At 46.9% G+C, this 12,671-nt stretch carries 11 protein-coding genes; 2 read left to right on the top strand and 9 right to left on the bottom strand.

Translation table 11 applies throughout. The features are described 5' to 3' along the window. Positions 1–114: 114 nt before the first annotated feature. On the bottom strand, positions 115–3,234 hold the full coding sequence (locus KH172YL63_RS02790; protein WP_173108033.1) for an efflux RND transporter permease subunit: 3,120 nt from the start codon (positions 3,232–3,234) through the stop codon (positions 115–117). Positions 3,235–3,397: 163 nt separating this feature from the next. Between KH172YL63_RS02790 and KH172YL63_RS02785 the strand changes: the two genes are divergently transcribed. Then, positions 3,398–4,252 carry a TetR/AcrR family transcriptional regulator gene (locus KH172YL63_RS02785; protein WP_173104679.1) on the top strand — a complete coding sequence of 285 codons (855 nt, stop codon included), beginning with the start codon at positions 3,398–3,400 and terminating at the stop codon, positions 4,250–4,252. 97 nt (positions 4,253–4,349) lie between these two features. On the opposite strand, the gene KH172YL63_RS02780 is transcribed toward KH172YL63_RS02785, so the two are convergent. Genes KH172YL63_RS02780 through KH172YL63_RS02770 form a run of 3 tightly spaced genes read right to left on the bottom strand, consistent with a single transcriptional unit; the run spans position 4,350 to position 6,350 of the window. After that, positions 4,350–4,778: a DUF1284 domain-containing protein gene (locus KH172YL63_RS02780; protein WP_173104678.1), complete on the bottom strand. Its 429-nt coding sequence runs from the start codon at positions 4,776–4,778 to the stop codon at positions 4,350–4,352. A gap of 15 nt (positions 4,779–4,793) precedes the next feature. Beyond that, positions 4,794–5,447: an NAD-dependent epimerase/dehydratase family protein gene (locus tag KH172YL63_RS02775; RefSeq protein WP_173104677.1), complete on the bottom strand. Its 654-nt coding sequence runs from the start codon at positions 5,445–5,447 to the stop codon at positions 4,794–4,796. 15 nt (positions 5,448–5,462) lie between these two features. Continuing rightward, positions 5,463–6,350, bottom strand: coding sequence for an amidase (locus tag KH172YL63_RS02770; protein ID WP_173104676.1), 888 nt, complete (start codon positions 6,348–6,350; stop codon positions 5,463–5,465). 679 nt (positions 6,351–7,029) lie between these two features. On the opposite strand from KH172YL63_RS02770, the gene KH172YL63_RS02765 reads away from it, so the two are divergent. Continuing rightward, positions 7,030–8,562: a BCCT family transporter gene (locus KH172YL63_RS02765; protein ID WP_173104675.1), complete on the top strand. Its 1,533-nt coding sequence runs from the start codon at positions 7,030–7,032 to the stop codon at positions 8,560–8,562. A gap of 48 nt (positions 8,563–8,610) precedes the next feature. On the opposite strand, the gene KH172YL63_RS02760 is transcribed toward KH172YL63_RS02765, so the two are convergent. From KH172YL63_RS02760 to KH172YL63_RS02740, 5 genes are all read right to left on the bottom strand, one after another. Then, complete coding sequence (locus KH172YL63_RS02760; protein WP_173104674.1) at positions 8,611–8,802, bottom strand: hypothetical protein; 192 nt, start codon at positions 8,800–8,802, stop codon at positions 8,611–8,613. 4 nt (positions 8,803–8,806) lie between these two features. Continuing rightward, entirely contained in the window at positions 8,807–8,956 is a 150-nt protein-coding gene (locus KH172YL63_RS02755) for a hypothetical protein (RefSeq protein WP_173104673.1), read from the bottom strand. A gap of 11 nt (positions 8,957–8,967) precedes the next feature. After that, positions 8,968–9,162: a hypothetical protein gene (locus tag KH172YL63_RS02750; RefSeq protein WP_173104244.1), complete on the bottom strand. Its 195-nt coding sequence runs from the start codon at positions 9,160–9,162 to the stop codon at positions 8,968–8,970. Positions 9,163–9,261: 99 nt separating this feature from the next. Further along, positions 9,262–11,226: a hypothetical protein gene (locus tag KH172YL63_RS02745; protein WP_173104672.1), complete on the bottom strand. Its 1,965-nt coding sequence runs from the start codon at positions 11,224–11,226 to the stop codon at positions 9,262–9,264. Between the two features lie 60 nt (positions 11,227–11,286). Then, positions 11,287–12,558, bottom strand: coding sequence for an ATP-grasp domain-containing protein (locus tag KH172YL63_RS02740; protein ID WP_173104671.1), 1,272 nt, complete (start codon positions 12,556–12,558; stop codon positions 11,287–11,289). Positions 12,559–12,671 lie beyond the last annotated feature (113 nt).

The following is a 12,671-nucleotide window of genomic DNA, read 5'->3' as shown; positions in this document are numbered from 1 at the left end:
CTATGATGGTTGTCCGGGGAATATGTGACGGGGCAAGTCGGTGCTGAGTGGTGATTCGTCCATACCCGTCCCAACAAAAAAAGCAGCCCCCAAAAGGACTGCTTCTTTCAACATTTATTCTTTCACTGTCTTGCGTTTACGGCCACCGATCTTCCCTTTGATTTTCATCATAATTTCATAGACGATCGGTACAATGACAAGCGTCAGTAGGGTTGAACTGGTCAATCCACCAATAACGGTCACTCCGAGGCCTTTCGAGATCAATCCGCTTCCTTCGAGACCGAGCGCAAGCGGGAACAATGCTCCGATTGTCGCAATGGCGGTCATGAGGATCGGACGAAGACGGGTGGATCCCGCTTCCAGTAATGCTTCACGTGTTGATAGACCTTCGTTTTCTTTATGGATCACACGGTCGATCAAGACGATCGCATTGGTCACGACGATACCGATCAGCATAAGCGCACCGATCATGGAGGAGATACTGATCGTTTCCCCTGCAATCAACAGCCCCACCAATGCACCGATAATCGTGAATGGCAGTGAGAACAGGATGGCAAATGGTGCAAGACCGCCGCCGAATGTGACGACAAGGATCAGGTAGACGATCGCGATCGCTGCGAGCATCGCCAGTCCAAGCTGTGTGAAGGATTCCTGAATATCTTCCGTCACCCCGCCCATGTTCACGTCGATGCCGGATGGAATCTTCATTTCATCGATTTCTTGCTGGATGTCTTGTGATGCTTTGGAAACATCATCTGTTTTCAATTCTCCGCTCACCTGAGCAAAGACTTTACCGTCACGTCTTGAAACGGTATCGGATGTTTTTCCTTCTTTCACTTCCACCACATCTTTAATCGGCACTTCCACGCCGAGTGGTGATTGAATCGTTTTATCCGTTAAATCGTTGATGCCTTCATAATTTTCTTTCTCAACGTCGAGGTACACGTTCACTTCTTCACCGTCTTTTTCGATGGTGGTGATGACCGGACGCTGACGTGTCTGGCCAAGCTCCATGGCGATTTGCCCGGCTGTTAGGCCAAGTTCGCTCAGCTTTTCCTGATCTGCGATGAAGGAATACTCATCATACGATTCAGAGATGCTTGATCCGACTTTTTTGAAGTCTTTCTTTTCTTCCATCATGCTTTGTATATCGTTTACGACAGGCTCGATGTCTTTCAGTGTTTCCCCGTACACGTACACGACAATTTCATTGCTGCCGGCACTTGCAGAGAAGTCCTGAGAAGCCCATTCACCCTTATCCGTGTTTTTCTGTAAATCTTTGATGACTTTTTCTTTTTCTTCTGAGAAGTTTTCTGTATCGTCATTGTATTGAACATAGAAGATTGCGTTATTCGAACTTCCAGGACTCATCGGATTTTCTCCGCCGACGGAGTACTGAATCGTTTCGGCACCTTTACGGCCCATGAAGTATTCTTCCGCATCCTGTGCAATCTTGTTGACGTCTTCTTCTGTTTGACCTGGATCCGGCTTATATGTTGCCATGACCATCTTTTCTTCATCAGAAGGCAGGAAGCTGACGCCGATGAATGGTACGAGGAACAAACTACCTACCAGCATCGCGATCGCAAGGACCGATGTGATGATCTTATGATTCAGCGTCCAATTCAATACGCCTTTATACCACTGTGCCAATCGGCTTTTCTTTTCAACGTGCTTCTTCCCTACACCCTTTTTAAACATGGAGTGGGCAAGCATCGGTACGATCGTCACCGCTACAAGAAGAGATGCAAGCAGTGCAAATACGATCGTCAGGGCAAATGGCAGGAATAATTCCCCGATCATCCCTTGAACGAGTCCTAATGGAAGGAATACAGCAATCGTAACGATTGTCGATGATGCGATTGGAACGAACATTTCTTTCGTTGCCTCACGGATCAGGTCTTTCCCTTTCAGCATTTCACCTTTCAGATACATTCTCCGGTAAATATTTTCAACCACAACGATCGAGTCATCGATGACCCGTCCGATTGCAACGGTCATTGCACCAAGCGTCATAATATTCAGTGTGATATCCATCTGTTTCAGCAACATGATCGCAATCAGAAGCGAAAGTGGAATCGATACGACCGAAATCAGCGTCGATTTAATGTCCCGTAAGAATAACAGGATGATGATGACCGCGAAGACGGCACCGAATAACGCCTTATTCAGCATTGTGCTGACAGATTCTTCGATCGGTTCACCCTGGTCAAAAGTAGAAATGATTTCTACACCATCAATGTCTTTCTCAAAACCTTTGACTTCTTCTTTCACGGCATTGACGACATCCACCGTATTGGCATCAGCCGTTTTCACGACTTGCAGTCCGATGGATTCTTGGCCGTTCGTTCTTGAAATGGACTCTGCCTTTCCGATCAGTTCAATATCTGCAACATCTGATAGAGTAACCGTCGGGATTTTCATACCTTCTGGAGATCCCCCTGCAGGTGCCTGCCCCTGAGCGGGCTGCCCCATGGAAGCGCCGGTATTTGGCGTCACGGGGATCTTCATTTCTTTCAAATCTTCAATTGTTGTAATATTGCCGTCAACCATTACTGATTTCTGACTGTCTTTGAACGTATACAGTCCTAATGGAGCTGTTACGTCAGATCCTTTAATGATATTTTGAACGGTTTCCTCTGTTAATCCATACTTGGCAAGCTTATCTTCGTCAAAGACGAGTTGCGCCTCTTGCACTTGTTGGCCTGATGCTTGAACAGAAGCAACTCCATCCACTCCCTCGAGCTGAGGAATGATGGTGTCTTCTACCGTAGTTGTTAATTGAGCTAAAGATTGCCCCTCATTCGCAACACTTAGAGCGATAATCGGAAAGGCATTGAAGCTCAACCGTGATACGTCCGGCTCATTGACTCCCTCTGGAAACGGAAGGTCAGACAGGGCTTCTTCCACCTCAGTCTTCGCTTCATCCATATCTTTCGAAAACTTGTATTCTATCTGTACAGCTGAAGCATTTTGGTAAGATGTCGAGCTGACGACATTTACCCCGTCCAAATTCTTCAACCGCTTTTCAATCGGTTCTGAAACCTTATCCGCCACATCTTCCGGAGTCGCTCCAGGATACACGGTTGTGACACTCACAATCGGTGTATTGATGTTCGGAAGGGTTTCAAGTTTCATATTAAATCCTGAATATAAGCCTGCAATGATGACGATGATCGTCATTAACCAGACCGCAAACTTATTCTTAAGTACGAAATTGATAATACTGTTCACGCTGTATTCATCCCTTCTATCTTTTTCTGACCAACTAGTCATAACATCCTCTAATATAACTGACCACATAGTCATAAGTCAATAACATTACAAAATAAAAGGTTTATTTTTTGTGACCAATCGGTCATAATATAGATAAGGAGTTTATCAAGGAGAGGAAAGCATGAAGGAAAAAGAGAAGTTAATTATTGAAACATCGATCAAGCTGTTTGCAACAAAAGGATTCAACGCTACCTCTGTTCAAGAAATCGTCAGCGAATGCGAAATCTCTAAAGGTGCGTTCTATTTGTATTTCAAATCAAAGGAAGCACTGCTGCTTGCCATCATGAATTACTATTTCAAAATGATCACCGCTAAAGTGAACGAAATCGAAAACCAGGATCTGCCTCCTTATGAAAAATTCCAGAAGCAATTAGAGTGCCAATTCATCGAGATCTGCAAACATAAAGAATTCATCATCATGCAGATCAGAGAAAATGCGATGCCATTCAATGATGAAATCCACAGCCTCCTGAGCGAGATGAAGATGGATACCCATCGTTTCTATAAAAGAAGACTATTTGCCATCTACGGAAAAAAAATCGAGCCTTATTTCTGGGACATCACGATGATGATTCAGGGATTCTTCCATTCTTATTTGGAACTCGCCATGCTTGATAAAATCGAACTCGACTTTGCTTATCTGTCACGCTTTATCCTGAAACGGACAGATGATCTCGTCGACGGCCTGTTAAAAAGCGGGGATGAGCCCGTCCTTTCCTTTGACAAATTGGATGACCTCGTGAAGGACTTCACCTCCTCCGCAAGATTCACCGAAACCACCGTCCTTCATATCATTGAGGACGCCCTGGAAGTCACAGAAGACGAAAACAGCCGTGTATCATTGGAAGTCATCCAGGAAGAGATGAAAAAGGATGAAACCAGGAACGCCGTCATTAAAGGAATGATCATGAATCTGGAGGAAGATCCTTCACTTAAGCATGTGGTGAATGGGTTGAAGCAATATTTTGAGATTTGATTTAAGAAATTTGAAGTTGTAAGTTTCCCATATGAAAGCAAAAGAGCTTGGAATCCAGTATCCAAGCTCTTTTATGTACAATTTGATACATATGGATTTAAGCTGAGAGCCACTTCCCCCGCAACTCCCCAATCCCTTCCTTACAAACACCATACTCAAGCCATGAACACCCTTCACATAATTGATCTAAATCAGACGGCTTGACCTTCTGCGCCGTGAGTTTAACAAGATCGGATTTCATGTAGATGCCTCCATGCTCCAAACCTAGATGTTCAATGACCCTGCCGTCTAAAGAAAGGACATGGGCATTGGAGTCTTCGCTCTTCTCGCATGCCGATGCGCCCTTATGGGGACAGGCTTGACATGCGTCATCGAAGGCTTGTACAACCTGGATCGGAAAGTCCATTTCATCGTTCCTGATATCGCCGGTGATATCCCCCATCACTTTCACAAACGCTTCGCTGTAGCCCATCCCTTTAAACCCATGGGTACAAAGGAGATGATGGCCTCTGATGATCCTTTTCATTCTGATCCCCCTTTTTTAAAACTGTTGGATATGATCTGATTCATGAATGATGACTGTTTCATCAGTGGCCGTATTGGCTGCCTTATACATGCCGAATGCGACCTGCCGGGCCGTGATGCTTCTGTAACGCTTCAACTTTCCTACCATCAGTGGGCGAACGGCCCGCGCAAACACTTCTCCTGTTTTTTCTCCCAGTCGGAATTCCTGCCTCTCTCCTACTAGCAGGGAGGGCCTGAACAGGTGGAGAACAGGATAATGCAGAGCCTTCAGCTCTTCTTCGAGCTCTCCTTTCACCCTGCTGTAAAAGAATCGGGAAGACGGGCTTGCCCCGATCGCAGATATGACCATATACCGGTGCGCTCCATGTTCCTTCCCGACTTTCCCCAGTTGAAGGGGATAGCTGTAATCGACTTCTCTGAACGCTTCTTTCGTTTTCGCTTTCTTGATTGTCGTCCCTAAACAACAAAATACATCATCGATTTCTTCGTGAGGCAAGAGCTTCATCCCGTCGAATGAAATGAGCCGTTCATCCAGCTTTTCATCCTCCACCCCGCTCTTTCTCCTGACAAGCGAAATCACCTTCCGATACTCAGGGCTCTTCAGGAGTATTTCGATCAGATGCGATCCGACCAATCCTGTCCCGCCTGCCACCAGGGCAACTTTCGTCATTTCCCTTCCCCCTTCCTATTCCTTTAAGCTTTTCCAACTTTCATAATGATGAACGGCGATTCCATTATAAGATTGGTAGGCTCTGTACCTGTCATCCACAAGCGCCAGTTCACCACTCATAAAGGCCTCTCCCTCTTCATAAAAAGTCAGGAAATCCCCTTCAGCAGAAGGCGCAGTTTCGACCCCCACCTTCACCTTTTTTCCTTGAGAAAGACCAAATTGAATTTCGTTCCGGACTAGCTCATTGATCCCATTCGGGCCATTGGCTAAGTCCCGATAAGCCATGACTGCCACTTCATCAGTCTTCCCGATCACCCACTCTGCCACATTCCCTTTGCCGAATTCATTATTGAATTTCCTCTCATCGAACCAAAACGGGATATCCATTGCAAGCGGCAGCTGAAGCTCAGCAGACAGTTCTGCTGCAGCAGCCACCATCCTTTGATAATTCAACACTGTATTTCCATACGCTGTCGACCATGCAGGTAAAAGATAAGGCTCAACATCCAAATGAACGCCCTTAAACCTCTGCCCTTCTGCAGCAGCATCCTGATAATTCTTTAGCCAGTCAAAAAAAGAAACAAGGGATGACCGGCCTTTAACGGTTGCCCATTTTGGTGCACCGTCCAGCGCATGGACTGCAATTCCTTCTATTGAAGCCTTCTCAATGAATTGATGATAATACACCGTCTCTACCTCAGGATCCACCTGAAGATATACCTCGTCCACTCCATGAGCAGTCAAGAAACCGATGATTTCCTCATGATTAGAAACAATTTCCCACGTATTCCAAAGCCACGTGCTTTTTCTCATATCCACACCAGCTGCCTTTTCTGTCGAGGGGAAAGAGATGACCACCATCATCACGATCCATACCACAACCCATTTCCAACCTTTATTCATCGGTCATTCTCCTCTTCATGAATTCACGGTACTGATTGACGGCTGATTTTACCACGGTTTCCTTTTCATGGATGATTTATTCTTCCTTCAATAGTATAATCCTTTTCCATTTATGAAAAGATGTAATTTTCTCATTTCTATTTATAAAAGGCTGTTTTCGTAAACATTGTGGCTTTTAGACTAGCGAGATGCGGTTGATTGCAGCGAGAGATGCTCGCTTTCCGCGGGGATGGCGGTGAGCCTCCTCGGACTTCGTCCTGCGGAGTCTCACCTGTCCATCAGTTCCCGCAGGAGTCGAGCATCTTCCGCTCCAATCAACCATCGAAGATAAAAACCGGAAATTTACTGAATTAAATGCTTTTCATCTTCTAAAGAGGAGTGATTAAAGTCAATGAAGTACATTGCCCTTGATTCATTGCTATGACAATTTTTCATTCCACAGTCTCAAATCCCCAAAGATGCTCAGATTAACATTTAATAATAGCAACAATCAATGCGAAAAGAGCCATATAAAAAAATTGTCTTTTTAAAATATTTTCATTTACTTTACAGCACTTTTCTTCCTGTGAGATAGTAGGACCTTGTGTTTTTTTCATCACACTCGTTCACCGGTTTTTCAGCATTGAAATACGCCTGTGAACAGATCACCATATTTTATTCAAAGGAGCTTTTATCCCATATGTTTAATAAACAGCAACAAACTTCCAAGATTGACTGGCCGGTTCTGGCCATCAGTGGCGGGTTATTGATCGCGTTCGTGATTATGGCTTTCTTTAGTCTTGATCATGTGACAGCATTTGTAAACGGAGGTTTTGCGTGGTCTTCGACATACTTCGGGGCTTTCTGGCAGGTATTGATGCTTGTTCATTTTATCGTAGCCCTTTATCTTGCTTTTTCTAAATTCGGCCAAGTCAGGCTGGGTCATCTTGATCAACCGGAAATCGGTACGTATAAATGGTTGTCGATCATTATGGCTACTTTACTTGCCGGCGGCGGCGTATTCTGGGCTGCTGCTGAACCGATGTACCACTTCATGACGGTACCGCCGATGCACGAAGGGATCGCCGCAAAATCTGCGGCAGCCATCATGCCTGCCCTTGCACAAAGTTACATGCACTGGGGTTTTCTTGCCTGGGCGATCCTGGGAACATTGAGTGCCGTTGTAATGATGTACGGTCATTACCATAAAGGCATGCCGATGAAACCCAGAACTCTGCTTTATCCCATATTCGGGGAGAAACTGAAGAACAGCATCTTAGGAACACTGATAGACGCATTCGCCATCATCGCCGTCGCTGCAGGTACGATCGGGCCGATCGGTTTCCTCGGCTTACAGGCAAGCTATGGTCTGTCTGCGTTATTCAACATTCCTGACCAGTTCTCTACACAGCTCACCATTATCATTTGTTTAGTGATCGTTTCAACCATATCTGCTGCAACAGGGATTCACAAAGGGATTCAATTCCTCAGTAACTTCAATGTCAGACTGGCATTCGGACTGATTGTCTTTGTTCTGTTCTTCGGTCCTGGTGGATTCATCATCGACTCATTCGTTTCGTCGTTCGGATATTATGTGGATCACTTTATCCAAATCAGTACATTCCGGTCAGATAAGAGCTGGCTTGGTAGCTGGACCGTCTTTTTCTGGGGATGGTTTATCGGGTACGGACCCATGATGGCGATCCTCGTCAGCCGGATATCCCGGGGCAGGACGATCCGTCAAATCATTCTGGCGATTGCCATTATCGCACCGATTGTCACGACGTTCTGGTTTACCGTTGTCGGGGGATCCGGGATCTTTTACGAACTGCAAAATCCAGGGAGTGTCTCGGAGGAGCTAATGAGCGGAGGCATGCCGGCTGCTATGATTGCCATAACCAATCAACTTCCGCTTGCAGCAATCATTTCACCCCTGTTTTTATTGCTGACCATCGTCTTTGTTGTCACAACGGGGGATTCCATGTCTTATACGATTGCGATGGCTGTTTCAGGGGAAGGGAATCCAAAAGTTTCCCTCCGTGTATTTTGGTCGATCCTGATGGGGTCCATCGCCGCCATCCTTCTTTATATCGGTGACGGCAGTGTCAGCGCACTTCAAAGCTTCATCGTCGTCACAGCTGTACCGGTTTCACTTTTATTACTGCCAATGTTATGGCTCGCACCGAAAGTGTCTAAAGAGCTATTGATTGAGCAATCCCGTGATAAAAAATAAGGACCAAAAGCGCCAGTCCATTGTCGACTGGCGCTTTTTTATGCGTCACTACAGCTCTTCATTTTCAAAAAACTGCTGCAGCTTTTCTTCTTGTTCAGGATCCGCTTTTTCAGAAGAGTAGGGATTATCCTTTACTCCTGCAGTATCCATATTCGTTTTGATCGCTAAAAAAGGCCCCTTTGGTTCCTCTGCGATAATCCGGTCATTCAATTGCTTGAAATCAGGTTTGTCCTTGTTCATGTGATCATCTCCCTTCAGCGGATTGACCGCCATTTTTATAAGCGATGAGGATGATATCTTCATTGGTTTCCTGACGAAGGTCTCTTTCCATATCTCTTACCTTCGTCAATGCATCATCAGTAAGGGATGCGATCGAAATATCCTCTCTATTCATCTTTTCACCTCTCACCCGTTTTCATTTGCCTGTCCGATTTCCTTTTCTGCCATGAATACATTGCTTTCTTCTACGGCTGAGTGTTCGTCGAGCGACTCACCCGGCACATAGACCTGGCTCGTATCCCGAATCCGCCCATTCATGGTGAATGTCGGATTCAACGGCGTGTCCATCGATATTTCTTCCGGTTTCTTATGATCATTCATCATTTCCACCTCCATCCATTAGTATGGCTAGCGAAAAAAGGAAACATGCAGGAAGCATAAAAAGCGCCGGACTGCATCGCCCGGCGCACCGTGTTTATTTTATACCCATGTATAGTCCTTGCCCCAGCTCTCCCGGGCGAGGGTTTTGATCTCAGCGACGATATCCTCTTCAACCGCGAACGCATCACCCTGTTCATACGGATTGTAATGAAAGGCATAAAGCCTGGAGACAAACGCCTGGAACGGAAGGGAGCATTCTCCTTCCATTTCCCCGTTGTCCATCACGGAAGGCTCGATGCCCTGACCCCAATTTTGGGACCCGTCGTTGTTCGGATTGTAGAAATAAATCCGGTATTCACCTTCCGGATCCCGGGTGATCCTCAGGATGGACACAGCATGGAATCCAAGCAGCTTCCCATGGACATTGGTGATAAAGATGCCAACCGGATTCGGATAAATCAAGCCGTGGTCATCATTGTACTCAGGATGGTGAGTCGCATAGAACAGCCTCACGAAGCCCGGATAGTCAGAAATGAGTCCCGACAAAGGATCAATGACATTGCTGAACCCCTTTTGGACCCAATCTCCATAGAACTCAGGATTCACCCAGCGATGACCATCCTCTCCCCTTAATGACACCCTTCTCATCATTTCACTGTAAATCCGGTCGAGGTGGGGAACGAGCACAAGGGATACAGGATCAAGCTCCTGATGAAGTTCAGGGGCCAGCCCTCCGCTTAATTCACGGGAGTGTACAGGCGTCCCCTCAAACATGATATCGATGTCGCCGTCCCTCGCAGCCCGGGGGATCAATTCAAGCAGATATCCCGGGGCGTGCTGTGCCCACAGGCTGATGCCCCTTGCTGATTGACAGGTCGGATTCAATCCCTGGCCGATCCCGATCGGTTGTCCCAGCACATTGATCACACCGGCAAGGAGCACAGAGTTTGCCGTGATCCCATCTCCCGCTCTGCAGCAGTTCAGCAATGTATTCCTCACTTCGGGGCGGATATCAAGCTCGATGAGCCTTTTCAACCCAGGTGAAACCGGAGAATACGAAAGGACGCCCCGCTCGAGCATGAGGGAAAGTCCATAGACTGACTGTTTTGTCGCAGGGAAAATCGATACTTTGATGAGCTGGAACACCAATTCCTGATGTTCATCAAGATTGGCTTTTCCTTTGTCATTCAACTGCAGCGCAGCCGGAACAAGCTTATGCACTTTCCTTGCCAGAAAGCGGAGCAGGATCGCATGCTGAGGGGCGACCAGTCCCGTTCCCCGCATGGATTGGGAAAAGGCGACCGCTTCTTTCTCAAGGTCTTCCTCAGACAGATCCATCAGCTTTTTCCGGTACTCCCCAGGCTGAGGGTAGCTTTTGCTCAGCGGGGAAGGCCCTTCAATCGCTGAAACATACTTCTCCAACACAAGCCTCTCAGCCACGCTTAAATCGGAATGAAGCATCTTTTTGGCGGTTTCTATCATCGAAACCGTCCGCTTCACCATGATCGGACGCTGTGCGGTCAACCGCTCGATTTCCTTGATCAGCGTGGTTGTCAACGCTTGATAAGACAGCTTTTCTGAAAGAAACCGGAACAATCCCGTGGCTCTTTCCGTCTGCTCCCCGCCTTCGATCCTCGAAGCTTCGGTCGCTTCCGGGAACAGCAGATTCAAGTTTAGCACCATCACTTCATTGAGGAAATCCTCCGCCATCTCCTGTGAGACATCGGGGTGAGCGTATTGGCCGTCCGCAATTGCAAGCATCCTCAGTTCACTCAGGATTTCAATGATGGACGGCAGCCCCTTCGCCTGAAGGGAGCCTGCCACGAGCGGAGGCTGAAGCTTCGATGCTTTTTCCCAGGGGCCGTCCTGGAACACCCCGGCTTGTTCGAAACGGCTTGCGCTCCGGTATAATACATCGAGTCCTTCTTCAGTATCGAGCAGTCTCTGCGCTTCTTGATAGACGTCCGTTTGATACATCGATTTCGCGAAAGAAGCGGCACTTTCCAGTTCATTCAGCGCCTGCAAAAAACGCTCTTCCAGCTTAGACGTTAATTCAAATGCCATTTCAAAACTCCTTTATCGTTCAGTTTGCCTAAAATTATGAAGCTGACTTCTCCCGGATTCTCAAATATAAAAGTCAAATTGTTCGTATTCCTTCAGTAACTCCCTCATCACTTCACTGTCTTCCCCGTAGAAGAAAATCGTTCCGTAATGATTCCCGAAACCGATCCGCTGGGCCACTTTCCCCTGTGCCGGACTGAACATATCATGCTTTTCAAAATAAGGATGATTCTCCAGTTCATCAGGAACCTCAAGCTTCTCTACATATTGAACGTGAGGATGGACCATCAGGCAGCCTGCATGAGCCTTTGCTTTCTCGCCTGTGGATGGGAAGAACTCCCTTAATTCCTCTTCCGTCGTATTTGGATCTCCGCACAGGATCTGGGCCTGATAGGCATTGAACCCGTAAGCCCGTTCGATCAGATCGAAAATATGACCGCCTGGCACCCTCGCTGCAACTTCACCAAAATGCAGCGTACCATCAGACGTGATGAAATATTCAGGATGGATCACGCCGTACTCAATCTCGAATGCATCGATAAGCTGCTGGATCGCAGCCCGGATGAGCGGACGCTTTTCCTCCAGGGTAGGGGATGCGGGAACGAAATTGGAGTACCCTAACCGGACATACTCTGTGATATTCAAAAACTGTATCTTTCCTTTATGGATGAACGCTTCACACGAAAATTCCTGCCCGTCCAGATGACTTTCCATCAAAAGCGGAAATTCGGATTCTGTGAGGGCATCAATATCTTCTGGATTCTCGATCGCCCTGTGCCCGACTGAACCGGCTTTATCCAGGGGCTTCACGTGAATAGGATCATTCTTATCTCCTTCAACTTTTAACAGGGCTTCATTCACACGCTTCAAGAAACGGCGCACATCTTCCTTGTCACGCGCCTCCTCAAACACCCCGACTTTAATACCGGCAATCTGCGCCTTCCGCTTCATCATCCCTTTATCCCTTAAAAGGAGTGAGCGGTTAAAGATGCGCGGCTCATTGCGGAAACGGGAATTCAGTGCCCCTGCCCACTCTACACACTCTTCATACAAAGGAATCGCCACCTCTGCCCCCATCGCCTTCAGCTGCTTATACAAATGATCAGATCCTTCATTCAGCCGGTCAAAGTCCCACCCGATGAACGCAATATCATGCTTTTCCGCGTAAGCTTCGAAATCTGCCGGCCCGACCACAACAAACGGCCGCTCAAGCTTTGCACACGCCTCGATCGCCGGCAGGCTCCACCCGATCAATGCCGTTAAATAGGGTTTGGTCTTGTCCTTACGATCTACCTTCTGTTCTGCCTGCTGTAATTCGAGTTGATCTAGTCCCATAGTTTCCTCTCCCTTTTTCACGATTTCTTCCAATTCTCCCCTAGCATAACAAAGCAAATTGGGATAATGAAGTATTTTGCTGAATTTTCAATCAATTCGACAAACAAAGCGTG

The sequence above is a fragment of the Bacillus sp. KH172YL63 genome (genome assembly GCF_011398925.1).
GTDB lineage: Bacteria > Bacillota > Bacilli > Bacillales > Bacillaceae_B > Rossellomorea.
This window is presented reverse-complemented; position numbering and strand designations above follow the sequence as displayed.

Bases quoted from the DNA above. Each gene is read 5' to 3' on its own strand.
- KH172YL63_RS02785 (WP_173104679.1), top strand. From the start codon at position 3,398: ATGAAGGAAAAAGAGAAGTTAATTATTGAAACATCGATCAAGCTGTTT.
- KH172YL63_RS02780 (WP_173104678.1), bottom strand. From the start codon at position 4,778: ATGAAAAGGATCATCAGAGGCCATCATCTCCTTTGTACCCATGGGTTT.
- KH172YL63_RS02775 (WP_173104677.1), bottom strand. From the start codon at position 5,447: ATGACGAAAGTTGCCCTGGTGGCAGGCGGGACAGGATTGGTCGGATCG.
- KH172YL63_RS02770 (WP_173104676.1), bottom strand. From the start codon at position 6,350: ATGAATAAAGGTTGGAAATGGGTTGTGGTATGGATCGTGATGATGGTG.
- KH172YL63_RS02765 (WP_173104675.1), top strand. From the start codon at position 7,030: ATGTTTAATAAACAGCAACAAACTTCCAAGATTGACTGGCCGGTTCTG.
- KH172YL63_RS02760 (WP_173104674.1), bottom strand. From the start codon at position 8,802: ATGAACAAGGACAAACCTGATTTCAAGCAATTGAATGACCGGATTATC.
- KH172YL63_RS02755 (WP_173104673.1), bottom strand. From the start codon at position 8,956: ATGAATAGAGAGGATATTTCGATCGCATCCCTTACTGATGATGCATTG.
- KH172YL63_RS02750 (WP_173104244.1), bottom strand. From the start codon at position 9,162: ATGAATGATCATAAGAAACCGGAAGAAATATCGATGGACACGCCGTTG.
- KH172YL63_RS02745 (WP_173104672.1), bottom strand. From the start codon at position 11,226: ATGGCATTTGAATTAACGTCTAAGCTGGAAGAGCGTTTTTTGCAGGCG.
- KH172YL63_RS02740 (WP_173104671.1), bottom strand. From the start codon at position 12,558: ATGGGACTAGATCAACTCGAATTACAGCAGGCAGAACAGAAGGTAGAT.